The organism is Proteus sp. G2300 (genome assembly GCF_009915965.1).
Classification (GTDB): domain Bacteria; phylum Pseudomonadota; class Gammaproteobacteria; order Enterobacterales; family Enterobacteriaceae; genus Proteus; species Proteus vulgaris.
In genome coordinates, this window is sequence record NZ_JAABNK010000006.1 from 45,938 (window position 1) to 66,898 (window position 20,961).

At 32.3% G+C, this 20,961-nt stretch carries 23 protein-coding genes; 6 read left to right on the forward strand and 17 right to left on the reverse strand.

The genetic code is table 11. The features are described from left to right. Positions 1-158 precede the first annotated feature (158 nt). The 7 genes from GWI97_RS04495 to GWI97_RS04525 all read right to left on the reverse strand — a co-directional run bounded on the left by GWI97_RS04495 (position 159) and on the right by GWI97_RS04525 (position 4,665). The gene (locus tag GWI97_RS04495; RefSeq protein WP_087802504.1) at positions 159-614 is read right to left on the reverse strand and encodes a GNAT family N-acetyltransferase; all 456 of its coding nucleotides are present in this window, start codon (positions 612-614) and stop codon (positions 159-161) included. A 196-nt stretch (positions 615-810) separates the two neighbouring features. After that, positions 811-1,350 (reverse strand): Ail/Lom family outer membrane beta-barrel protein, encoded by a 540-nt coding sequence (locus GWI97_RS04500; RefSeq protein ID WP_087802507.1) that lies wholly within the window; start codon positions 1,348-1,350, stop codon positions 811-813. A gap of 334 nt (positions 1,351-1,684) precedes the next feature. Continuing rightward, positions 1,685-2,221 carry an Ail/Lom family outer membrane beta-barrel protein gene (locus GWI97_RS04505; protein ID WP_036937168.1) on the reverse strand — a complete coding sequence of 179 codons (537 nt, stop codon included), beginning with the start codon at positions 2,219-2,221 and terminating at the stop codon, positions 1,685-1,687. Between the two features lie 428 nt (positions 2,222-2,649). After that, entirely contained in the window at positions 2,650-3,249 is a 600-nt protein-coding gene (locus tag GWI97_RS04510; protein WP_036937171.1) for a pentapeptide repeat-containing protein, read from the reverse strand. A gap of 69 nt (positions 3,250-3,318) precedes the next feature. Further along, complete coding sequence (locus GWI97_RS04515) at positions 3,319-3,639, reverse strand: hypothetical protein (RefSeq protein ID WP_052038508.1); 321 nt, start codon at positions 3,637-3,639, stop codon at positions 3,319-3,321. Between the two features lie 66 nt (positions 3,640-3,705). After that, positions 3,706-4,002, reverse strand: a complete 297-nt coding sequence (locus GWI97_RS04520; RefSeq protein WP_036937174.1) for a putative quinol monooxygenase — start codon at positions 4,000-4,002, stop codon at positions 3,706-3,708. Positions 4,003-4,413: 411 nt separating this feature from the next. Further along, positions 4,414-4,665 carry a nucleotidyltransferase domain-containing protein gene (locus tag GWI97_RS04525; protein ID WP_161751856.1) on the reverse strand — a complete coding sequence of 84 codons (252 nt, stop codon included), beginning with the start codon at positions 4,663-4,665 and terminating at the stop codon, positions 4,414-4,416. 362 nt (positions 4,666-5,027) lie between these two features. Here GWI97_RS04525 and leuE point away from each other — a divergent pair, with 362 nt between their 5' ends. Next, positions 5,028-5,669 (forward strand): leucine efflux protein LeuE, encoded by a 642-nt coding sequence (gene leuE, locus GWI97_RS04530; RefSeq protein ID WP_036937179.1) that lies wholly within the window; start codon positions 5,028-5,030, stop codon positions 5,667-5,669. Positions 5,670-6,022: 353 nt separating this feature from the next. Then, positions 6,023-6,946: a tRNA 2-thiocytidine(32) synthetase TtcA gene (gene ttcA, locus GWI97_RS04535; RefSeq protein WP_036939034.1), complete on the forward strand. Its 924-nt coding sequence runs from the start codon at positions 6,023-6,025 to the stop codon at positions 6,944-6,946. A gap of 305 nt (positions 6,947-7,251) precedes the next feature. On the opposite strand, the gene zntB is transcribed toward ttcA, so the two are convergent. Beyond that, positions 7,252-8,235 carry a zinc transporter ZntB gene (zntB, locus tag GWI97_RS04540; protein ID WP_115370262.1) on the reverse strand — a complete coding sequence of 328 codons (984 nt, stop codon included), beginning with the start codon at positions 8,233-8,235 and terminating at the stop codon, positions 7,252-7,254. Positions 8,236-8,613: 378 nt separating this feature from the next. On the opposite strand from zntB, the gene GWI97_RS04545 reads away from it, so the two are divergent. Then, positions 8,614-8,955 (forward strand): DUF4377 domain-containing protein, encoded by a 342-nt coding sequence (locus tag GWI97_RS04545; RefSeq protein ID WP_036937185.1) that lies wholly within the window; start codon positions 8,614-8,616, stop codon positions 8,953-8,955. Between the two features lie 252 nt (positions 8,956-9,207). Next, positions 9,208-9,768 (forward strand): Ail/Lom family outer membrane beta-barrel protein, encoded by a 561-nt coding sequence (locus GWI97_RS04550; protein WP_036937187.1) that lies wholly within the window; start codon positions 9,208-9,210, stop codon positions 9,766-9,768. A 602-nt stretch (positions 9,769-10,370) separates the two neighbouring features. Here the strand turns inward: GWI97_RS04550 and GWI97_RS04555 are convergent. Beyond that, positions 10,371-11,990 carry a peptide ABC transporter substrate-binding protein gene (locus GWI97_RS04555; protein WP_036937190.1) on the reverse strand — a complete coding sequence of 540 codons (1,620 nt, stop codon included), beginning with the start codon at positions 11,988-11,990 and terminating at the stop codon, positions 10,371-10,373. A gap of 224 nt (positions 11,991-12,214) precedes the next feature. On the opposite strand from GWI97_RS04555, the gene tpx reads away from it, so the two are divergent. Further along, complete coding sequence (gene tpx, locus GWI97_RS04560; protein ID WP_036937193.1) at positions 12,215-12,718, forward strand: thiol peroxidase; 504 nt, start codon at positions 12,215-12,217, stop codon at positions 12,716-12,718. A 69-nt stretch (positions 12,719-12,787) separates the two neighbouring features. On the opposite strand, the gene tyrR is transcribed toward tpx, so the two are convergent. The 8 genes from tyrR to pspA all read right to left on the reverse strand — a co-directional run bounded on the left by tyrR (position 12,788) and on the right by pspA (position 19,544). Further along, a complete protein-coding gene (tyrR, locus tag GWI97_RS04565; protein ID WP_036937196.1) occupies positions 12,788-14,353 on the reverse strand; it encodes a transcriptional regulator TyrR in 1,566 nt (521 codons plus the stop codon). Between the two features lie 153 nt (positions 14,354-14,506). Further along, positions 14,507-14,926 (reverse strand): hypothetical protein, encoded by a 420-nt coding sequence (locus GWI97_RS04570; protein WP_052038509.1) that lies wholly within the window; start codon positions 14,924-14,926, stop codon positions 14,507-14,509. 537 nt (positions 14,927-15,463) lie between these two features. Next, positions 15,464-16,507 (reverse strand): YcjF family protein, encoded by a 1,044-nt coding sequence (locus GWI97_RS04575; RefSeq protein ID WP_087802510.1) that lies wholly within the window; start codon positions 16,505-16,507, stop codon positions 15,464-15,466. Beyond that, on the reverse strand, positions 16,504-17,898 hold the full coding sequence (locus GWI97_RS04580; RefSeq protein ID WP_036937202.1) for a YcjX family protein: 1,395 nt from the start codon (positions 17,896-17,898) through the stop codon (positions 16,504-16,506). The genes GWI97_RS04575 and GWI97_RS04580 overlap by 4 nt, the downstream gene beginning before the upstream one ends. Then, positions 17,879-18,133, reverse strand: a complete 255-nt coding sequence (locus GWI97_RS04585; protein WP_224215468.1) for a phage shock protein PspD — start codon at positions 18,131-18,133, stop codon at positions 17,879-17,881. The genes GWI97_RS04580 and GWI97_RS04585 overlap by 20 nt, the downstream gene beginning before the upstream one ends. A gap of 119 nt (positions 18,134-18,252) precedes the next feature. Then, entirely contained in the window at positions 18,253-18,609 is a 357-nt protein-coding gene (gene pspC, locus GWI97_RS04590; RefSeq protein WP_036937207.1) for an envelope stress response membrane protein PspC, read from the reverse strand. Then, positions 18,609-18,839: an envelope stress response membrane protein PspB gene (gene pspB / locus GWI97_RS04595; protein WP_036937208.1), complete on the reverse strand. Its 231-nt coding sequence runs from the start codon at positions 18,837-18,839 to the stop codon at positions 18,609-18,611. Before pspB ends, pspC begins: the two co-directional genes overlap by 1 nt. Positions 18,840-18,875: 36 nt before the next feature. Continuing rightward, the gene (gene pspA / locus GWI97_RS04600; RefSeq protein ID WP_072067962.1) at positions 18,876-19,544 is read right to left on the reverse strand and encodes a phage shock protein PspA; all 669 of its coding nucleotides are present in this window, start codon (positions 19,542-19,544) and stop codon (positions 18,876-18,878) included. 212 nt (positions 19,545-19,756) lie between these two features. Between pspA and pspF the strand changes: the two genes are divergently transcribed. Further along, entirely contained in the window at positions 19,757-20,755 is a 999-nt protein-coding gene (gene pspF, locus GWI97_RS04605) for a phage shock protein operon transcriptional activator (RefSeq protein WP_103004762.1), read from the forward strand. The last annotated feature ends 206 nt before the right edge of the window (positions 20,756-20,961 follow it).

The following is a 20,961-nucleotide window of genomic DNA, read 5'->3' on the forward strand; positions in this document are numbered from 1 at the left end:
CTATTATATTTTTTATTAAGTTATGAAAAATTATTCCATTAAATCATGAGTTTTATTACGATATAAATCAAATTTGAGTGGATAATTATTATTTACATAAGATAAATAGAGAGGTTTTTTACTATCTCATCTATTTTATATCTTTAATATTTTCTTTCTTAGTGTTTATACTTATTTTTATTTAATCTTAAATGCAATAATGGAAAAGAATTTCCTTGTCCATCTACCTCAGAGCGCCCTATTTGCTCAAATCCAACATAAAGATAAAAGCCAATTGCTTGGGGATTTTGCTCGTTTACATCTAACTCATCAATATGCAATATATTTATCGCGAAAGTTATAAGCAATTTGCCACAACCATGCCCTCTAGAATTTGCATCAACAAATAACATTTCTAACTTATTTTCTGCTGTACCCAAGATCCCATGAATAACATTATTATTGTCTATCGCAATATAAGTATTAAGCATAGGAAAATATTGTTCTACAATATCTTTTTTAAGCGATGAAATGATATCTTCAGATAGAAATGTATGCGTAGCTCTAACCGATGACTCCCAAACAACTATCATTTCATCGTAGTGTGAAGGTTCTGCTTTTATTATAGTTAACATATACTTTCCTAATAAAAATTATTTTTAAATATGATTTATTATATCCGAATAAAAATAATTAAAAATTATAATTTTTTTGTATGTTAAGTTATAGAGATGAACTTATATTTTTTAAATAAAGGTTGATAAACATATTACCAACCCTTTCTATCAAAAAGAAAATTTATCTGTCTTTTTATAAGTAACCGCAATAAAATTAGAATCGATAGCCAAGCCCGACCACCCATGTACCGAATTCGATGTTATTTAGCTTTGAGTATTCGTAAGATGCATCAATAGCAAGCTTTGCAATCGGGTTATATTGTAAGCCTGAACTATAACTATTTGATATCTTATTGAAATGAATATTACTAGAATTATTTTCACTGTTTAATTTCATGTTAATTGAGCTAATACCAATCAAACCATATAAATTTATACATTCATTAAAATGATAACTTGGGTCTATAGAGAATAAGTAATAATTATAATTTATATTCCCTTTACTATCGTTAATAGCAAAAGAATATTTTTCTTTATTATATGTAAATGAGCTAAACAAGCCCCAATCATTCATTAATTTATAATTATATTTTACATTAATACCTTTAGGCGTATCAGTGACATTATTACTATCCATTTTTAATTGGCTTTGTACATAACCTAAAGACAATATATTTTTTAATGTAGCAGATGCATTACATGTCGTTATTGATAAGAAAATTGCTGTAATTGGTAATAATAATTTATTTTTCATTATATATCTCAATATTATCTTTCGTTAATAAAATGAGAAACAGCAAGAAAAATAGTTTAAATTACAATTAATTCAATACTATAAATCGCCACTTCCACTTAAAATAATAAATAAAAGTAAAAATTTATATAAATAATTTAATTTTAACAGGAAGGTAATAAATAGAACCATTCTAACAAAGGTAAATAAATAAAATATTTATTTGAAAATAGAAGATCAATAAATTTTAAAATCAAATGAAATGATTTATTTAAATATTATTTAATTTCTATTTTAGAAAAATAAAAAGGCCACATAACATGACCTTTTAAAAATATTATTTATCAGCTTAATATTAGAAACGGTAACCAACACCTAATACCCAAGTACCAAATTTTGCATTATCAATTTTTGAATATTCATAAGATGCATCAATTGCTACGTTTGGGATTGGATTAATTTGCAAACCTAATCCATAAGCCAGGGACGTTTTGCTGTATGTATCATTAACATAATAATATTTATCTTCTTGGCTAGCGTGACCAAAACCAATTAAACCATATGCACTAAAATAGTCATTAAAACGATAACTAGGGCCAGCCGTTAATGAAACATAATCAATTTCAGTTGAACCAATTTTTCCCCAACGACTATAATAATTATAGGTTAATTTTGTATACGTCAGTGATCCAATAACTCCCCAATCATTATCAAACTCATGGTTATACTTAAAGTTAATTCCTTTAGGATTATCATCTATTTTATCATCATTTAATTTAATTGAACTTTGAGCATAACCTACTGATAAAGTATTATCTAACGTGGCTTGTGCATTAAATGAAAGTGTAGAAATAGCTAACAACGAAGTAGATAGAAATAAATTACGATTCATTTTTATTCTCTATATAAAAGCAAAAGATAGAAAAAAGAACTAAACTAGAATTTAGCTCTCTTATTAAATTAAGTTTAATACTCAATAAATTTTATTTATAAATAATACGTTATTAGTTAATTTTTATAAAGAAATTCTTATGGTTAAATTAATAATTAAAAGACTATTTATCTCAAAAATAAATTCACCTTATTTTTATCTATTATTAATGGAATATTAAGACTATAAAATTGTGAGAAAACTGATTTTAAATTTTTATTAGATTTGTTTACTTTCTATCTATTATTAATTAAATGTAAAAAACTTAATCACTAACTAAAGTAAATATATTTTATTTTTGAAACAAAATATTTTTTTATTTTAAGTAATTTAAATGTTTATACTGTATAGTAATCTCACATTAAATATTACTTAATTCTCTATGGTGATTAATCAATCAATTTAATATCAAGATATTTAAGTAAATCGAGTGCTTCTATTTTAGAAAAAATTGCTTTCGTCATTTTATTTTGACGAATATCAATATCAAAAGAATGCGAATGAGTAAAATCAACCCCTTCTAAATTTGTTTGCATAAACAAACTATTAGAAAAATCAGAACCAATCATAAGTGATCTTTGAAGCTCCGCATTTCTAAAATCCACATCATGTAATCTACACTCTTCAAAAATAGATTCGCTCAGTTTTAATCCAAAAAAGTTACATCCGCTTAAAATGCTATTTTTAAAACTGAGTTGAGAATAAAGATCAAATTTTGGCCAATGTGCTTTTGTCCAGTCAATACCAACAAGTTTACATCCAACAAATTCAGTATTAGAAAATCGAGTATTAGGAAAATTAGCTAAACTTAAATTACATTTTTCAAATAAGCAATGTACAAACTTGCAATGCAATAGCTCAGCAGATAAAAAATTACACTGGTGAAATTCACATTCCTCAAAAATAACATTGCTAAGTGCCAATTCATTAATATCAAGTTTAGTGAAATTTCTATCTAAATATTCTTGATTGTTTTTTAAATTTTCCATATATGTACTCAATAGAAATGTATATTAATCTAGAGATAAAAAAGGCCGCGAGTAAAGTTTATTTTATGTTTATATATTATTAGCAAGTTGCATTTTTAACCAAAAACTTTGCTGGCATAAATTAAAAAATTCTTTTCGACAAGGAGAGATAATTTTGTTATTCGATTCTACAATTTCCCAAGTGATCCAATGTTCAGGACATTGAGCGTCATTATCATAGAACTCTGTTTCTATCTCTTCTATGCATTTCAAGATGACACCATCAGGAAATAACCAACTATGAGTTACTCTGGTTATTTCTGCTAAGTTATCCCAAAATTTCTGAGTACTTAAAATTTGATAATTATCTTCTTGGTTTACAATTTGAGATATATACTTCGCTAACATCATCATCTCTCTTGTTTTATTTCTTAATATTTAGTGTATTCACTATAATTGAGACAAGTTTTATTACTTTTAATTTTCATCAAAAGCATCTGCCATAAGCAAAAATTTAGGCTCAACTTTTTTATATGCATTGATCATCGGAACTAGTCGCTGAAAATGTTCACTAGCACAATGTGTATCAAGCGCAGCATGATCTGGCCATTGTTCAACAAAGACAAAGTGACCTGGATCTTTTTCATCAACATATAAATTATAGCTAATACAAAGAGGCTCTTTCTTAGTCGCTTCAACAAGCTCACGATAAAGAGGTAAAACAATTTCTATCGCTTCTGTTTTAATAAAATCTTCAGCAATCACTTTTAACATCACATTTTCCTTACCGTAATTGAACAATACAAGATACTGTATAAAAATACAGATAAATATAGTCTAGTTAACTTAAGAGATCTAGATTTTTTACATAAGAAAAATGCTTCTTTAAAAGAATAAAAACCGCCTTATTTTCTCAGGTTATCCTCTTTATCTTTCTTTAAACACTCAACTTCTAACCAATGAGTAAATATCTTTGCTTTTTGTATAAACACATTTATATCATCGATTGGCTTTATGCTTTCAGATAAAAGATAATTAATACTTTTTTGTTGATCTGGATAATTTGCTTCTACTATTTTTACGAAGTCTTCTAGTGTTTCAGGCCAATACTCATCTTTTTCATTACGTAAAATATTTGTTGAGCGAATAAGTTTACGCGCTATTGCCCTTTGTAAGTGATGTTTTTCAATAGCCCCAACTGTATAAATTGTTAGATGCCAATACCTCGCTTAAAATACCAATATCGAAATCAATTTTGCTGACAATAGAGTGTTGTTTTTCTAATGTTGCTCTTGCATTATCTAACAGGTGAATTTCGCTTTCGTTTATTTCATGATTTAAAATTAAGCAAATATCTAAATCTGATATTCCCTCTGTTGCACATCCCTTAGCTACACTGCCATAAACATATATGCTATGTAATCTTTCTTTTAACAATTGAGAAAGTTGCTCAGTGACATCAGTAATGACAGATTGAAATGATGATTGAAAATACTTTGTGGTAGGTAACTTTATTTTAATTTTACCTACTTAAGAAATTGTCATAGCTTACCTTTATGGAAAATCTATATATATAATTAAACCCTAACTTTTTTTAGCGAGACACAATTCATAAAAAAGCAATATGATGCAGTAATCCGTTTGAAATGATAAAAAAGCCTGTTTTTCACACAGTGAGCAGTAAACATCAAACATTTATTCTCAATATTGATAAAAATATGCGTTTAAATAACTTTGATTCTCTTTATATAATGGCTATTCATGAAGTAATACAGAGAAAGTAAGATTTGGGGGTTAACGTGTGGCTTGAACAATTTGGTGTACTTAATATCTGGACATACCTTGCAGGCATGTTTTTTATTATCCTCGTTCCTGGCCCTAATACACTCTATGTGCTAAAAACAAGCGCATCAGGTGGCGTCAGTGATGGTTATCGTGCTGCATTTGGTGTCTTTTTAGGTGATGCCATTTTGATCTTTCTCGCCTTTATTGGTGTCGCATCTGTTATAAAAGCCTCGCCTGTACTCTTTACTATTGTCCGTTTTTTAGGTGCTTTTTATCTCCTTTATTTAGGAATAAAAATTATCCATGCAACTTTTTTCTCCAAAAAGGCACACACGGAACAGACAACAACGATACAAAAACATGTTTTCAGAAAAGCACTAACATTAAGCTTAACCAATCCTAAAGCCATTTTATTTTATATTTCATTTTTCGTTCAGTTTATTGATTTTAATTACGCGCACACTGGATTATCTTATTTAATTTTAGCATCTATGCTTGAGGCTTTTAGCTTTATCTATCTCTCTTTTCTTATTTTTGGTGGTGTCGCCCTTGCTCGTTTCTTCGGTTCACGCAAAAATATCGCTAAATTAGGTAATGGTGTTATTGGGCTTTTCTTTATGGGGTTTGCAACTAAGTTAGCCACATTATCATCATAATTATTAATAATAAATTTTACGAAGGACAAGACTTGGGTTATGTTGGTTTTGTCCTCAAAATATCTTATCAAACCTACAATTATCCAAACAGATAAGATTATTATTTCCTATTTTTATCGCGCTAAAATCGCTTAACTGTAGTTATCTATATCGAAACCACCCAACCATCTGCTATCATTAGCAACTTATCCATTTTCTTGCCATAAATAACTTTGTTTTACAAAACGCTGTCACTTGAGTTGTAAGACATTTTATTGATTTATATGACTTTTAAATCATTCAGCATTCGTGATAAAAAACAAAGCCTTGGTAGCAAGTTACAGAATAATCAGCAACGATATAGAACCGTAAAAATGAGCATCCCAAAAGAACAGTATAATTTCAACAAACTACAAAAACGCTTACGCCGTGATGTTGGGCAAGCTATCGCTGACTTTAATATGATTGAAGATGGCGACAAAATCATGGTCTGCCTTTCTGGTGGTAAAGATAGTTACACGCTACTGTCTATCTTAATGAATCTGCAAAAAAGTGCCCCCATCAACTTTTCACTTATTGCTGTGAATTTAGACCAAAAACAACCTGGATTTCCTGAACATATTTTACCTGAATATTTAAATGAACTCGGTGTGGAATATAAAATTGTTGAAGAGAATACCTATGGAATTGTCAAAGATATTATTCCAGAAGGAAAGACAACCTGTTCTTTATGCTCTCGTTTACGCCGGGGTATTTTATATCGTACAGCGACAGAGTTAGGGGCGACAAAAATTGCATTAGGTCATCATCGTGATGATATTTTAGAAACATTATTCTTAAATATGTTTTATGGTGGAAAACTTAAAGGTATGCCACCTAAATTAATGAGTGATGATGGTAAACAAATCGTCATTCGCCCTCTTGCTTACGCTCGTGAAAAAGATATTGAACGTTTTGCCCAAGCAAAACAATTTCCAATTATCCCGTGTAATCTTTGTGGCTCACAGCCTAATCTTCAACGTCAAGTTATTAAAGAGATGCTAAGAGACTGGGACAAGCGTTACCCTGGTCGCATTGAAACAATGTTTAGAGCAACACAAAATATTGTTCCATCACACTTATGTGATACTCAATTATTTGATTTTGCTAACATCAAACATGGCGATGAAGTCATCAATGGTGGCGATTTAGCTTTCGATAAAGATGATATTCCATCTGTCCCCGTGATGTTCCAAGAAGAAGATGATGAACGTCCTGACTTTAGCCAAAATAAGCTCGATATTGTTGAAGTGAAATAAAGCGCTTTTTCCTAAGTCTTGTTTTGAGACTTAGGATTTTGTGATGAAATAACAACCAACAATAAATTTAAGCAAAAAAAAACCGATGTTAATAAACATCGGTGTAATAATGGTCAATTATTCTGTATTAAGAACTCAATATGAGAAAAACTACAATTATGGAGCACAACGTTCATCGCTCAACGTTGTATTCACCTGCGAGAGTTATAATGCCAGATGTTCTATTTCAAAAAATTGATATATCTCAAACAGGACTAGAGAATTCTTTTTTAAATCCATTTAGTTACGATTAATTTGCTGAAATTTTACAACCACCTACTACGTTTTAACCACCAAGTAACAATCACAATTAAAATAAATAACGATAAGCAAAAGATAGTAAAACCATAAGGAAATTCATTTCCTGGTATTCCGCCTAAATTAACACCAAATAACCCTGTTAGAAATGTGGTGGGTAAAAACAGCATCGCCATTAATGACATTGTATAAGTACGTCTATTCATCGCGTCAGCCATCATTGATGTTATTTCATCGGCTATCACTGCTGTACGAGAAATACTGCTGTCTAAGTCTTCTAAACGTCGAGAAAGTCTTTCTGATATTTCAAGCATTGTGACTCTATCACTATCGCTCATCCATGGTAATTTTTCGATAGAAAGCCTAGAAAATACATCTCGTTGCGGAGCCATATAACGACGTAAAACAATTAACTGTTTTCTTAATAATGCAAGTTCCCCTCTCGCAGGTATTTGCTGATCGAGGATCATATCTTCGAGTTCGATTAATTGGTCATGCAAAGTTTCAACAAATTCACCGATTTCATCAGTAACCGCATCTGCCATAGTAATAAGCCAATCACCACTATTTTCTGGCCCATTGCCTAACTCTAAGGTATGAATAACGGAATCTACCGAATTAACTCGGCGATGACGACTTGAAACAATTGTTTGGCTGTTAATATAAATTCTGAATGCAACAAGTTCATCAGGTCTATCATTAGGATTATTATTGATTGTTTGCAAATTGATGACGATACCTTCGCCAATACGTTGCGCCTTTGGCCTGATGTTTTCTGCTAACAATACATCTTTAGCAATAGGTGGAAGTAATTCTGTCTCTTGTATCCATTTAGCGCTTTGTGGCTTACGATAGTCTAAATGTATCCAATAAGGATTATCATTTGTAGCAATCGTATCTGCTGTTATTTTTATTACGCCACCATGACCATCGAGTTGTGTGGTGTAAATTGCATCTGAATCTTGCAAAATAGAGTCATTAATTGTTTTCACTTAGTTTCCTCCATAATCTTGCTTTAGTCGCAATAGATAAATTCAATGTTCGACCACCAAATAATGATTTGCATATCGTCTCTTTATCTCATTCTTTTTCAATACGTTATTTTATACTTTTTTCTAGTTTACTGTATATCAACACTATTTTTGTACAATTTACCTACAATTGATGTTTATATTTTCTACTTTAGGACTATTACACTAAAATTTATTTAGATAGTTACGTTAGTATATTAATACTAGAAATATCTATAGATAACTTACTTTATTTATTGAAAAAAATTTATCTGTTGTAATTTATAATAATTTGTTGCCTGGTGTATACTAAACATCATTTTATACATTTATTGCACCCTAAAAAATAAGGCCATCAATATGAAAAAATTTCTCGCTATTCCTTTATTTTTGCTTTTAGCTGGATGCAATGATGTTACATCGACTGAAAGCACAAATACTGCCTCTAGTACTGATACAACAAAAACACTCCTAGTTGATTCACAACTTTATGATTGTGTCGGTGTTGCACCAATGAAATGCATGAAGGTGAAAGAACTACCTTCAGGCGAATGGTCCCTTTTCTATCAGAATATTGAGGGTTTTGAATATAAAGCAGGTACTGAATACACATTAAAAGTAAATGTTACTGATATTCCTAATCCTCCAGCTGACGCACCAAGTGTAAAATATACGCTGGTAGAAATTGTCGATAAAAAATAACTCTCTTACTTAATTCAAACTCACAATAGGCAACTTTAGCTATTGTGAGGATTATTCTATTAACATTATTCTTCTGACATCCTCTTCATAAACTAATTTTTAATAATAAGCTATTTATGTAATCTCATTTTTATTAAACCTTAAAGATAAGTCTGCTAATTTTTTTTAAGAGTAATTTCAATCAATTAACATTGAAATCATACTTGTTTTTACTAAAAATAGAGCTCTTTACATCAACATAGAACCTCTATAATGAATAAATTCATACTTATTTTAAGTAGCTTAGTTTTACCTTTCTCTTCTACATTACATGCTTACAATGAATCACATACTATCTATAGTGGTTATATTTATGGAAAAATAAAAGGAGATACCGCAAAAGGACCTATAGTCAGTTATCGTTATGAAGCAGAAAATGCTTGGGGTCTATTAGTTTCTCTACTCTATTTAAATTCAAATCATAAAGAACCCTTTAAAGATGCTCGCTTTATCACACCATCGATAAAACAATATAAAACTAAAACCACAGCTCTATTAATCGGCCCTACTTATAGAATAACACCTAATTTTTCTATTTATGCCCAAATGGGGCCTAATAAATTAAAATACCAAGAAGATAAACTTCACCCTAAAATCAATACAACAGACATACATCGTGTTGATACAACGAGTGTTATTGGTCAAATAGGCATCGATTATACCCCAATAAAAGAGATTGCTTTTAATTTTGGCTATCTTTATTCCGATACTACAGCAAACAAACGTCATATTGAATTAAATAGCATACAATTATCTTTAGGTTATCGTTTTTAATCACTTTGATAATCTATAGTTTTTTTAACAATAAAAGAAAAATAAATAGATATCTTTTTCTATAAAATGCTTTAAAAGCACAATAAATTTATTAATTTTCATTGTTGTCAAGGGTTTATACCTACGCATAAAGTGAAATATAATATTTAACATCAAGTGTATTGCACAATTAGTCAAAACAAAGTAGTAAAAATGTATTAACATCTTTTCTGCAATGTTTATTCCTTTTGAGTCTCCTTCTGTTTTTATAACAGAGGGACTTTTTTATACATATTTTATTAATCACTGTAACAGCTCGATACAATAAAAAGCGTGCAAAGAGAACATTTAAAATATAATTTATATTCAGACAATAAATTAATCTGCTTTATTTTGCTACCCCCTTTTTAAAGGAGTTCTTTTTTATTTATATTGTCACTCATACCTAATTTCTTCATAATCTTAATACTAAAAATAATAATTTTTTATTCTCTTATTTATTTTTAGAGAAAAAACACCTCAAAGCAAGGAGTTAACTTTGAGGCATTATTTATTCTCTCTTACTCTTTTACACAGCCAGAATTCACTGATGACTATTTCAAGTAATTTATTTCATTGCTATATTAATGCTTTAATATATAAAGGGTATGGCTATAAGCCACATCCTCAGGATTACCAATGGGATACCCTTTTAACCAAGGTTTTATCAAGCGTCCATTCGTATATTGATAAATAGGTGCTATTGGTGCATCCTCAGCAATTATTTGTTCTGCTCGGTTATATAGATTATTTCTCTCATTTGCATCAATCGTCATACTTGACAATGCCAAAATTTCATCATATTGCTTGTTTCGGTATTTAGGTATATTACCCGCATGTTTAGAGCCTAATAAACTTAAGAAAGTAGAAGGTTCATTATAATCACCAATCCATGATGCTCTTATTACATCAAAATCACCTGAGTTTCGGCTGTCTATATACGTTTTCCATTCTTGATTACGTAACTCAACTTTAACCCCTAGCTTTTTCTTCCACATAGAAGCCACCGCAATGGCAATTTTCTGATGATTTTCCGAATTATTGTATAATAAAGATAATTTTAATGGGTTATGAGGACCATATCCTGCAGCAGCTAACAGTATCTTAGCTTGGCTATCTAATTCATCTTGATTATATTCATCATAAATTGTCAATTCTGGCGTAAAATTAGCCGTAACATCCGGAGTAAAACGATTTGCTGGTTTTTCACCTGTACCTAATACTTTATCAGTAATGATTTTTCTGTCTATTGCCATCGCCAACGCTTTACGTACACGAATATCTTTTGTCGGCCCTGATTGAGTATTAAAAGCATAATAATATGTTCCTAATTGATCGGGTATATATACCTCATTAGGAATATCTTTCATTAATTTATGGTATAAATTTTTAGGGAATGACTCTGTTATATCTATATCACCCGCTAAATAGCGTTTAGTCGCATGTGACTCATGGTTTATCGGTACAAAAGTCACTTTTGTTAATACTGTATTTTTATGATCCCAATAATAAGGGTTAGGCGTTAATACAATTTTTTCATTAATAACTCTGTCTTTTAAAACAAAAGCACCATTCCCAACTAAATTACCAACGTTGATCCAATCAGCACCATATTTTTCAATATAATGGCGAGGCACTGGGTATAACGAAAAATTAGTCGTCAAACTAGGAAAATAAGATATGGGTCTCTCTAATGTCACTTTTAATGTTTTTTCATCTATCGCTTCCACACCTAATGATGCTGGTTTTAATTTTCCATCAATGATTTTTTGGGCATTTTCAATAGAGGCAAGCGAAGCATACCATGCAAAAGGCGAAAGATTTTGAGGATCAACTAATCGTTGCCAACTGTAAACAAAATCAGCTGCAGTGACTTTCTCTCCATTAGACCATTTCGCATTATCACGCAACGTGAAGATCCACACCCGATTATCTTCTGTGCGCCAACTTTGAGCAACGCCAGGGATAGCAAGTCCATGCTCATCTTCTATCGTCAACCCTTCAAATAAATCACGTTGCACCTGAGCTTCAGTTAAACCAACGGCATTAATAGGATCAAGCGACGCTGGTTCATCTTTTAAATGTCGAACCACTTCTTGTTTTTTATCGAGTATCGTTCCTGCGGGTACTACCGCTGCATTTACCTGCAATAGGAGTAATCCTTGAACGACAAGTGCACATGAGATGACGAATATTTTGCGCATGTCTGTTTCGTCCTGTAATCTGTATGAGAATGAACTGCATAATTATAAGAGCCTGATAAAAAGGCACAATCACTGTTTACAAATATTTTATAAATTTTTATGTTTTTCGTAGTTACTATGTCAATAGTGACAAATTTTAATAATGGTTAAGCATTAACAAGATTTTTCGTTAATAATTTAGTATTAATAACAATTAGTCTGACAACTAATAAAGGAGAACAACAATGGCACATCAAGTTACTTTACAAGGAAATGCAGTGACTCTAGCGGGTAAATTCCCAACAGTAGGTCAAAAAGCAGCTGATTTCTCTCTCGTTGGTAAAGATCTTAATGATGTTTCTTTAGCGAATTTTACAGGTAAACGTAAAGTTCTAAACATTTTCCCAAGCGTAGACACCGGTGTTTGTGCTGCGAGTGTTCGCCAATTTAATAAAGTTGCAAATGAATTAAATAACACGGTTGTTTTATGTATTTCAGCTGACTTGCCTTTTGCCCAAGCACGTTTTTGTGGCGCTGAGGGGTTAGATAATGTTGTCACATTATCTACAATGCGCGGTGCTGAATTCAAAGAAAACTATGGTGTTGCAATTACATCAGGTCCATTAGCAGGCTTAACTAGTCGTGCAGTGGTTGTTTTAGATGAAAATAACACCGTTATCTATACCCAATTAGTTGATGAAATAACAACTGAACCAAATTATGATAATGCATTAAATGCATTGAAATAATATTGAGCATAAAAAAATAGACGAGCATTACGCTCGTCTATTTTTTATGCGGCAAATTTGATGACCAAATTAATCATCCGGCTTTTCATTCTTTCTATTCGTGAGATTATATTCTCTTAGTTTATTAGCAATCGCTGTATGTGAAATTCCTAAACGTTTTGCGAGTTTACGTGTGCTTGGATAATCACGATATAAACGCGTCAAAATTGAAGCTTCAAAACGTTTCGTCATTTCATCTAATGAACCTTCTAATAGATTTTCATCAAATAGTGTTTCATCTGTATGCTCAGGTAGCGTAATATCTTGAATTCGTAGTGTATTTCCTACTAATTGCGCCATAGCTTGATAAACTGTATTTCTTAATTGCCGAACATTACCAGGCCATCCATATTGAGTTAAATAAACGGACAATTCAGGTGATATTATTGGCTTGGTTGTTTGTTGTTCAATACAATATTGATTAATAAAATGCATCGCCAACGGCATAATATCAGCTTTTCTTTCACGTAATGGCGGTAATGTCAGTGTTAATACATTCAGCCGATAATAAAGATCTTCTCTAAATAATCCTTTTTGAACGAGTTCCCATAAATTCTTTTGTGTCGCACAAATAATACGAACATCAACATTAACTTCACGCTCTTCACCCACTCGACGAAACGTGCCATCATTTAAAAACCGTAAGAGTTTTATTTGCATTTGTGGAGACATTTCACCAATTTCATCAAGTAAAACGGTTCCTCTATTAGCCTGCTCGAAAAAGCCTTTTTTTCCTTCGATTGCATTAGGATAAGCGCCAGCAGCATAGCCAAATAATTCACTTTCGACTACATCATCAGGCATTGAAGCACAATTTAACCCTAAAAAAGGGTTTCTAGCACGAGAACTAAGGAAATGACAAGCTTTAGCAAATAAATCTTTCCCTGTACCTGTATCACCTACTAATAACAATGGTGCATCCATTTTTGCCATTTTTTTTGCACGTTCAACTAACTGCTTCATTTGAGAACTAACAGCAATAATTTTCTCAAATTCATGATTATCACTGACAATTAATTTTGAATGGTCATGAACAACATCACGATATTTCAATAAAATAAGCGCACCAACACAATGATTTGACTGATTATCATCAGCAAGTTTTATTGGCACTATTTCCATATCAAAATTTTGTTTTTTTAAATTAATGGGAATAATTTCAGCAATAGGATCTTTTTGTTCTAACCAACGATGAATATTGAAATTAGGAATAAGTTGATTGAATGATTTTTCACTATTATCGTTATCATCTAATTCAAATAAATGACGAGTTGCCGGATTTTGTAACTTTATTTGGCCTTTAATATTAATAGAAAAAACAGGTACTGGCACAGATTCCAGCAGTGTCCACATTGCTTTATGCTCTTGCTCTGATGGCATAAACGCAACAGTACGTACATCAATAACACCATGTATTCGACGTATTTCAGCCATTAATGGCTGAAAGATATCAAAATCAATCTGTGAAAAATTCAGGTAAATAAGACCTATTGGGAATATCTCAATTCCACGTAAATCAATATTTTTTAATACTAGCAGATCTAATAATTCACGGGTTAACCCGATGCGATCTTCACAAGTGATCTCTAAACGCATTATAAACCTTCTTAATACTGAGTGACCCTGAACTAATTCTAGATATTATACATAAATATCAACGAAATAAAGGGTCTTGTCAGCAAAGGTTGACAGTATTAACATTTATTTTTACACAGATGAATTAATTTCCTGAACGATAACTAAAATTATTTATGCTTTAAAAAAGTCCAATAACGAAAATGAAGAGGTTTTTATTATTTTTTTCAATTCAAAATCGATAAGATATTCGATGTCTTTTATCAAAGGACTTAATTCTTGGCTAATCATTTTTTTGATGGTTTTACACCCGTTATCAAAACAAAAAAGTAGATATTCTAATGCGTTTATTGCCTTTTCTTTCTTGTCTAACTCAGTGAGATACTCAAAAAATTGTGATACCTCCTTTATTTGAAATCGCTTAGGCTGTTTTTGATGTTGCCTCTTTTTAATCTCATCTATCGTTTCACTAAGTATAGGAATTAAAATACTTATTTGGTTATCAATATTTGAGACACTAAATGCAGAATTCAGATAGAGTTTACGTCTTTGTTTAGAAAGTTTCTTTATTACTGACATTTGTATTTCTTTCATTTTTTAACCTTTTTAGAAGAATTATTTATTACCTATTTTTCTATTTTTTATAAATAAAAAATCGTCTCTATTTATTAAATAACGAATAACTTACAAATTAGATATTTGAAAAGTATTGATAGAATAGATCTGAGATACTCTTTATACAGTGACATTTAACGCTATTTATCATAATAAACTCAATACTATTTTCTTTCAAAAAAGAAATATTATCATTAAAATTACAAATATACCACTGGAAATGCAGTAATTAACCTTTAAATACAATTAGTTACAAATCATCTTTTTTCCATAAGAACTTACTCTTTTTAAAATTTTTTATCACAATAGTTTCTTATTAAAACAATCACCTCATTACCAATAAAATAATAAAAACACTTTATATTATTTTATGCCTTATTTTAAAATAATATCTTATTACTTCCTTCATTATGGTTATTTTATATAAACAATACTTTTGCCAATTTTTTATACAAAAAAACCGCAGAAAAGCTTCTACGGTTTTATTTAAAATTGCTAAAAGGTAAGAATAATAATTTATTCCTTTTTCTTACCACCAATTGTAGTTTTTAATTTTCCTATTAGCTCTTTTCTAAAGTCGCCTAGCTTAGGTTTATTATCATCAATCCATGGTAAAGGGCGACATAATTCCATTGCCTTTATTCCTAAGCGTGCCGTTAATAATCCCGCCCCAATACCTTGAGCTGCTCTTGTTGATAATCGTGCTGCAAGATCTTGAGAAAGCCAATCCATTCCTACTTCTCTGACTAATTCAGTTGCCCCTGCAAATGCAATATTGACTAAAACAAGACGAAAGAGTTTTAGACGGCTATAGTAACCCAACTCTATACCATAAATTTCAGCAATACGATTAATTAAACGAATATTACGCCAACCAATAAAAGCCATATCAACCATCGCTAGCGGGCTAACAGCGATCATTAAAGTTGATTCAGCAGCAGAACGGCTAATTTCAGCTCTTGCTTGTTTATCTAAAATAGGTTGAACAAGTTGGCTATAAAGTTCTAATACTTCTTTATCATTGTGCGTATCATGTAATGCACTTTGCCAACGAATTAATGCTGGATGCTGTGGGCTAATACCGGCTTGTTTCGCGAGTTTTTCGCAAAATGGTCGGCCATTTCCCATCGCATGGCTATAAAGTAATTCTTTTGCTTTATCTCTTTCATCTGCACGTTGACGTAAACGATAAATACGACGCCACTCTGTTATAACTGATCCTATTCCAGCAACAACAATTAAGCCACCTGCACTGGCTGCACCCAACGCAATCCAGTCAGAATTTATCCATGAGTCATAAATCCATTGTCCAGTTTGGGCAATAACACTAATCCCTAAAATAGTACTCGCAATCGTTAATAAACGTTTCCAGACACTTTTTTTAGGTTTTAAAATTGATTGAACATCGCCTTCTAATTGCCCTTCATTTTCTTCATCTAATCGAGGATCAATAGGTAGAAATTGTTCACTCTCTTGAAAATCAATCCCTTTTTTTAAGTTAACTTCATCTTGAACTATGGGTTCTTGAAAATCAATTCGTGATTTTAATGGTTCATTCATTTTAATTTATCCCCTAACAAGAACTCCATGGCACTATCCATGCGAATATGAGGTACTGCACTATCTCTTGATATTTGTTGTGGTCTAAAAGACTCAAAACTAAATCCTTGTTTTTCCCAAAATTCTTTTTCAGGTAAGCGCTTAGGCACTTCACCTGGGAAATACACCAAAGGCTTATTATCACTTAAACGAAAACCTTTTAATGCTGGAATTTTTTCACCATGATGATCAACAATGCCACTTTCCGTTGCTGCAATAGAGGCAAGGCCCATGCAATCAATACTGATCCCTTCAAAAATAGCATTTTGTTTAGCATCTTGAATAAGCTGTTGAAGCAATGAAACTAAATTTTCGTGTTGATCAACTGTAATATGATCAGCTTTAGTGGCCGCAAATAACAACTTATCAATACAAGGTGAAAATAAACGTCTGAGTAATGTTCTTTTACCATAATGAAAACTGCGCATTAATTGTGTTAAAGCCTGTCGCATATCATTAAAAACATCTGCACCTTGATTAAGGGGTTGCAAACAATCCACTAAAACAATTTGTCTATCAAAGCCTTGGAAATGATCCCGATAAAACCCTTTTACCACATGCTGACCATAATATTCATAACGTTGCTTTAACATGCCAATATTTGTACGTTTATCGGCATTCTTTAGTTTAGCGATATCGTGCTGTTGTAAATCAGGCCATGGAAAAAATTGCAAAACAGGCGCACCGGCTAATTCACCAGGCAAAACAAAACGACCCGGTTGAATAAAATGCAGTCCTTCTTTTTTACATGCTAATAAATATTCTGTATAAGCTGAGGCTATATCCGCTAATAATGTTTCATCAGCCGGAGCAAAAGGATCGCATTTTTTAAATTGTGTTTGCCAATGTTGTTCTGGCAATATTCTTTGTCGATTTACCTTATTCATTTGCTCTGACCATTCAAAATAGTCTTGCTCAAGCATAGGTAAATCCAATAACCATTCACCAGGGTAATCCACAATTTCTAAATACAGAGACGATGTTTCTTTGATAAAACGTGTTAATGACTCATTTGAGCGATAACGCAGTTGTAAACGAATTTCACTTACCCCTTTAGTCGGAACAGGCCAACTTGGGGGAGTATGATAAAGTGACTCCATTCCTTCATCATAAGTAAAACGGGGGATATTTAAATTATGTTGAGGAATGCGTTTTACACCCAATAATTGTTTATTTCGTGCAGCTGAAAATAACGGTAAACGCGCCCCTGTATGCACATTAATAAGTTGATTAACTAAAGAGGTAATAAATGCCGTTTTACCACTTCGACTTAATCCAGTGACCGCTAAGCGAAGATGCCTATCAACACCACGATTAATAAAAGCTGTAAGTTCATTTTGTAGGCGTTTCATGTTTCTCCCAAGACATTTGACGCGATAGCTTATTTAAGCCTGCCTTGATAACAGGCTCCGCTATCAATAGAACCAACCAACGTAACGGTTTACTGCTTACACGTTTTAATATACCGCCAGTGATTGCGGCTGGCCCAAATAAAGTCAATAACATTAACCCAAATGTTAACCCTTTTTTGGCAAATTGGGTGAGTTTATTTGTTTTTAAAGAAACGAATACTTGATTGGAATTCACAATACACTCCTCAATCAGTAATTGAACTTTTTCACTATACTGGCGTTGAAAAAGATAAAGATGCTTAACGAAAGACGCTCCTAAATCGGAGCGTCTTATCGGACTAAATGGCGAAAATATTACAAATCGCGAAAACGTTTATTTAACTGATAACTAGAAGAGGTAATATAACGTTCCATTTGTTGTAAACGTTTTTCACCTTGCATTAATTGATTATCAACACCGCTTAAAATTTCTTTTAAACTTTCTTGTTGCTTGTCACCTTGTTGGTAATTAGCAGGCGCGGGTTCCATAAAGAAACTTAAAACAAGATAAGCAACAATCGTTAAGCCAAAAAATCCCGCAAAGAGTGCAATCACCGCAATAACCCTGACAAGTAAAACAGGAATATTAAAATAATGGGCAAGGCCTGCACATACGCCACGGATCACGCCCTCTTGTGGCAAGCGATACAATTGTTTGCTTTGCACCGTCATTATGATTGCCTCCAGTTAGGATGTTCTGCATCAAGTATTTGTTCTAGCGTCTTAATGCGCTCCTGCATTTGCTGAGCTTTATCCACCAGCGCGCTCAGTCGCTGCATTTCTTGTTGGGTTAACTGAACATTCCCACCACCTTTCTGATTGCTGTAATGCAACCACAGCCAGATAGGGAGAACAAATAAAATAAAAATGGTCAGTGGTATTCCCAGAAATATATAGCCCATTACATATCCTTTATAAGATGGTTATTACGCTTGCTGTTACTCTTTATTGATATTGATTTTAGCTTTTAATGCAGCTAATTGCGCGCTAATTTCATCATCCGCTTTCAATTCAGCAAACTGTTGGTCTAATGATTTCTCTTTACCTAACCCGTAGCTTTGCGCTTCACCTTCCATATGATCAATACGGCGTTCAAATTGTTCAAAGCGTGCCATTGCTGCATCCATTTTACCGCTGTCTAATTGGCGACGAACTTGACGAGATGAATTTGCCGCTTGATGACGAACAACTAAAGATTGTTGTTTAGCGCGAGTTTCTGTCAATTTATTTTCTAATTCACTGATTTCACCTTTCAAACGAGTCAAGGTTTCATCAATGATGATCAACTCATGTTTTAACGTATCATTGACTGAAGCAACACGTTGTTTTTCAATTAATGCCGCACGCGCTAAATCTTCTTTGTCTTTAATCAGCGCTAACTCAGCTTTATCTTGCCAATCTTTAATCTGTTTTTCCGCTTGTTCGATACGACGCTCCAATCCTTTCTTTTCCGCTAAAGTGCGTGCAGACGTTGTACGGATCTCAACTAACATATCTTCCATTTCTTGGATCATTAAACGGATCATTTTTTCAGGATCTTCCGCTTTATCTAATAAAGAAGCAATGTTGGCATTAATAATGTCAGCAAAACGTGAAAATATACCCATGATGTTATCCTTAATAGCTATGCTAATTAGTAACGTTAAATATTAATGGCGTCATCAGTCATAACGCCTGGCTTACTTTAGTTAATACAACTTTTGTGCCAACTTTGATTATTTACATAACTTATTAATAATAAACATTTTTATTTTATTCACTCATTTTTCGCCCATCTGATAAAATGGTAAAAAATACCTCAATATGGTGAATTTGACCAATGAATGAGAATTTAGAAACAATAATTGGTGTTGATAATCAATTTATTGATGTCTTAGAACAAACTTCAGCACTTGCCCAATTAAAAAAACCCGTGCTAATTATTGGCGAGCGAGGGACTGGGAAAGAGCTTATTGCGCATCGATTACATTACCTTGCACCTTGGTGGCAAGGCCCTTTTATTTCCATCAACTGCTCCGCGCTTAATGATAACCTACTTGATTCTGAACTTTTTGGTCATGAAGCGGGAGCTTTTACAGGTGCTAAAAATCGTCATCAAGGGCGTTTTGAACGAGCGGATGGAGGCTCTCTTTTTCTTGATGAGCTGGCAACAGCACCAATGCTTGTACAAGAAAAATTACTGCGTGTTATTGAGTATGGTCATTTAGAACGTGTTGGTGGCAGTCAATCCCTGCATGTTGATGTCAGACTTATCTGTGCTACAAACGCAGATTTGCCTGCAATGGCTGAAGAAGGTAAATTTCGTGCTGATTTGCTAGATAGATTAGCTTTTGATGTCATTAGATTGCCCTCATTAAGAGAACGTCGTGCAGATATTATGTTACTTGCTGAGAACTTTGCGATTTCGATGTGCCAAGAATTAGGACTGCCTTTTTTCCCCGGATTTAGTGATAATGCACGCCAAATTCTTTTAAGCTATTCATGGCCGGGTAATATCCGTGAGCTAAAAAATGTTGTAGAACGTTCAGTCTATCGCCACGGGACTAGCGATAGTTCGTTAGATAATATTATTATTAATCCTTTTGCGGGCCTGCAAACATCAATATCAAAAAAATCATCTCTAGAAAAAAAGATTTCTTCTTTTTCACCACCCGATTTACCTCTCGATTTACGACAATGGCAAAATGAAATAGAAAAAATATTAGTCAATAATGCATTAAAAGAGAGTTTGTATAATCAAAAAGAGGCTGCTGAAAAACTGAAGTTAAGTTACGATCAATTTAGAGGACTAATTAAAAAACATCAGATTACAACATAACTTTATGATGATGAATAATTTTTGAGTTATCGAGTGATGGCTTTGGAGAAGAAATAAAAAAAAAGCCAGCACCCGAGCTGGCTAGTAAAAAATACTGGAAGCAATGTGAGCAATGTCGTGCCCTCTGCGGAAAACCTCTTACCGCTGAAGGACAATACGGATGATAATCTTTATCATTAGCATTTGTAAAGCTTTTTATTGAGAAT

Excerpts from the sequence above, each read along its gene's own strand:
- pspF (WP_103004762.1), top strand. The coding sequence starts at position 19,757 with ATGAATGAGAATTTAGAAACAATAATTGGTGTTGATAATCAATTTATT.
- GWI97_RS04495 (WP_087802504.1), bottom strand. The coding sequence starts at position 614 with ATGTTAACTATAATAAAAGCAGAACCTTCACACTACGATGAAATGATA.
- GWI97_RS04515 (WP_052038508.1), bottom strand. The coding sequence starts at position 3,639 with ATGATGTTAGCGAAGTATATATCTCAAATTGTAAACCAAGAAGATAAT.
- GWI97_RS04520 (WP_036937174.1), bottom strand. The coding sequence starts at position 4,002 with ATGTTAAAAGTGATTGCTGAAGATTTTATTAAAACAGAAGCGATAGAA.
- GWI97_RS04505 (WP_036937168.1), bottom strand. The coding sequence starts at position 2,221 with ATGAATCGTAATTTATTTCTATCTACTTCGTTGTTAGCTATTTCTACA.
- GWI97_RS04580 (WP_036937202.1), bottom strand. The coding sequence starts at position 17,898 with ATGAAACGCCTACAAAATGAACTTACAGCTTTTATTAATCGTGGTGTT.
- tyrR (WP_036937196.1), bottom strand. The coding sequence starts at position 14,353 with ATGCGTTTAGAGATCACTTGTGAAGATCGCATCGGGTTAACCCGTGAA.
- GWI97_RS04570 (WP_052038509.1), bottom strand. The coding sequence starts at position 14,926 with ATGAAAGAAATACAAATGTCAGTAATAAAGAAACTTTCTAAACAAAGA.
- GWI97_RS04500 (WP_087802507.1), bottom strand. The coding sequence starts at position 1,350 with ATGAAAAATAAATTATTATTACCAATTACAGCAATTTTCTTATCAATA.
- pspB (WP_036937208.1), bottom strand. The coding sequence starts at position 18,839 with ATGGGCTATATATTTCTGGGAATACCACTGACCATTTTTATTTTATTT.
- GWI97_RS04545 (WP_036937185.1), top strand. The coding sequence starts at position 8,614 with ATGAAAAAATTTCTCGCTATTCCTTTATTTTTGCTTTTAGCTGGATGC.
- pspA (WP_072067962.1), bottom strand. The coding sequence starts at position 19,544 with ATGGGTATATTTTCACGTTTTGCTGACATTATTAATGCCAACATTGCT.
- GWI97_RS04510 (WP_036937171.1), bottom strand. The coding sequence starts at position 3,249 with ATGGAAAATTTAAAAAACAATCAAGAATATTTAGATAGAAATTTCACT.
- GWI97_RS04555 (WP_036937190.1), bottom strand. The coding sequence starts at position 11,990 with ATGCGCAAAATATTCGTCATCTCATGTGCACTTGTCGTTCAAGGATTA.
- GWI97_RS04550 (WP_036937187.1), top strand. The coding sequence starts at position 9,208 with ATGAATAAATTCATACTTATTTTAAGTAGCTTAGTTTTACCTTTCTCT.
- tpx (WP_036937193.1), top strand. The coding sequence starts at position 12,215 with ATGGCACATCAAGTTACTTTACAAGGAAATGCAGTGACTCTAGCGGGT.
- pspC (WP_036937207.1), bottom strand. The coding sequence starts at position 18,609 with ATGACGGTGCAAAGCAAACAATTGTATCGCTTGCCACAAGAGGGCGTG.
- ttcA (WP_036939034.1), top strand. The coding sequence starts at position 6,023 with ATGAGCATCCCAAAAGAACAGTATAATTTCAACAAACTACAAAAACGC.
- GWI97_RS04575 (WP_087802510.1), bottom strand. The coding sequence starts at position 16,507 with ATGAATGAACCATTAAAATCACGAATTGATTTTCAAGAACCCATAGTT.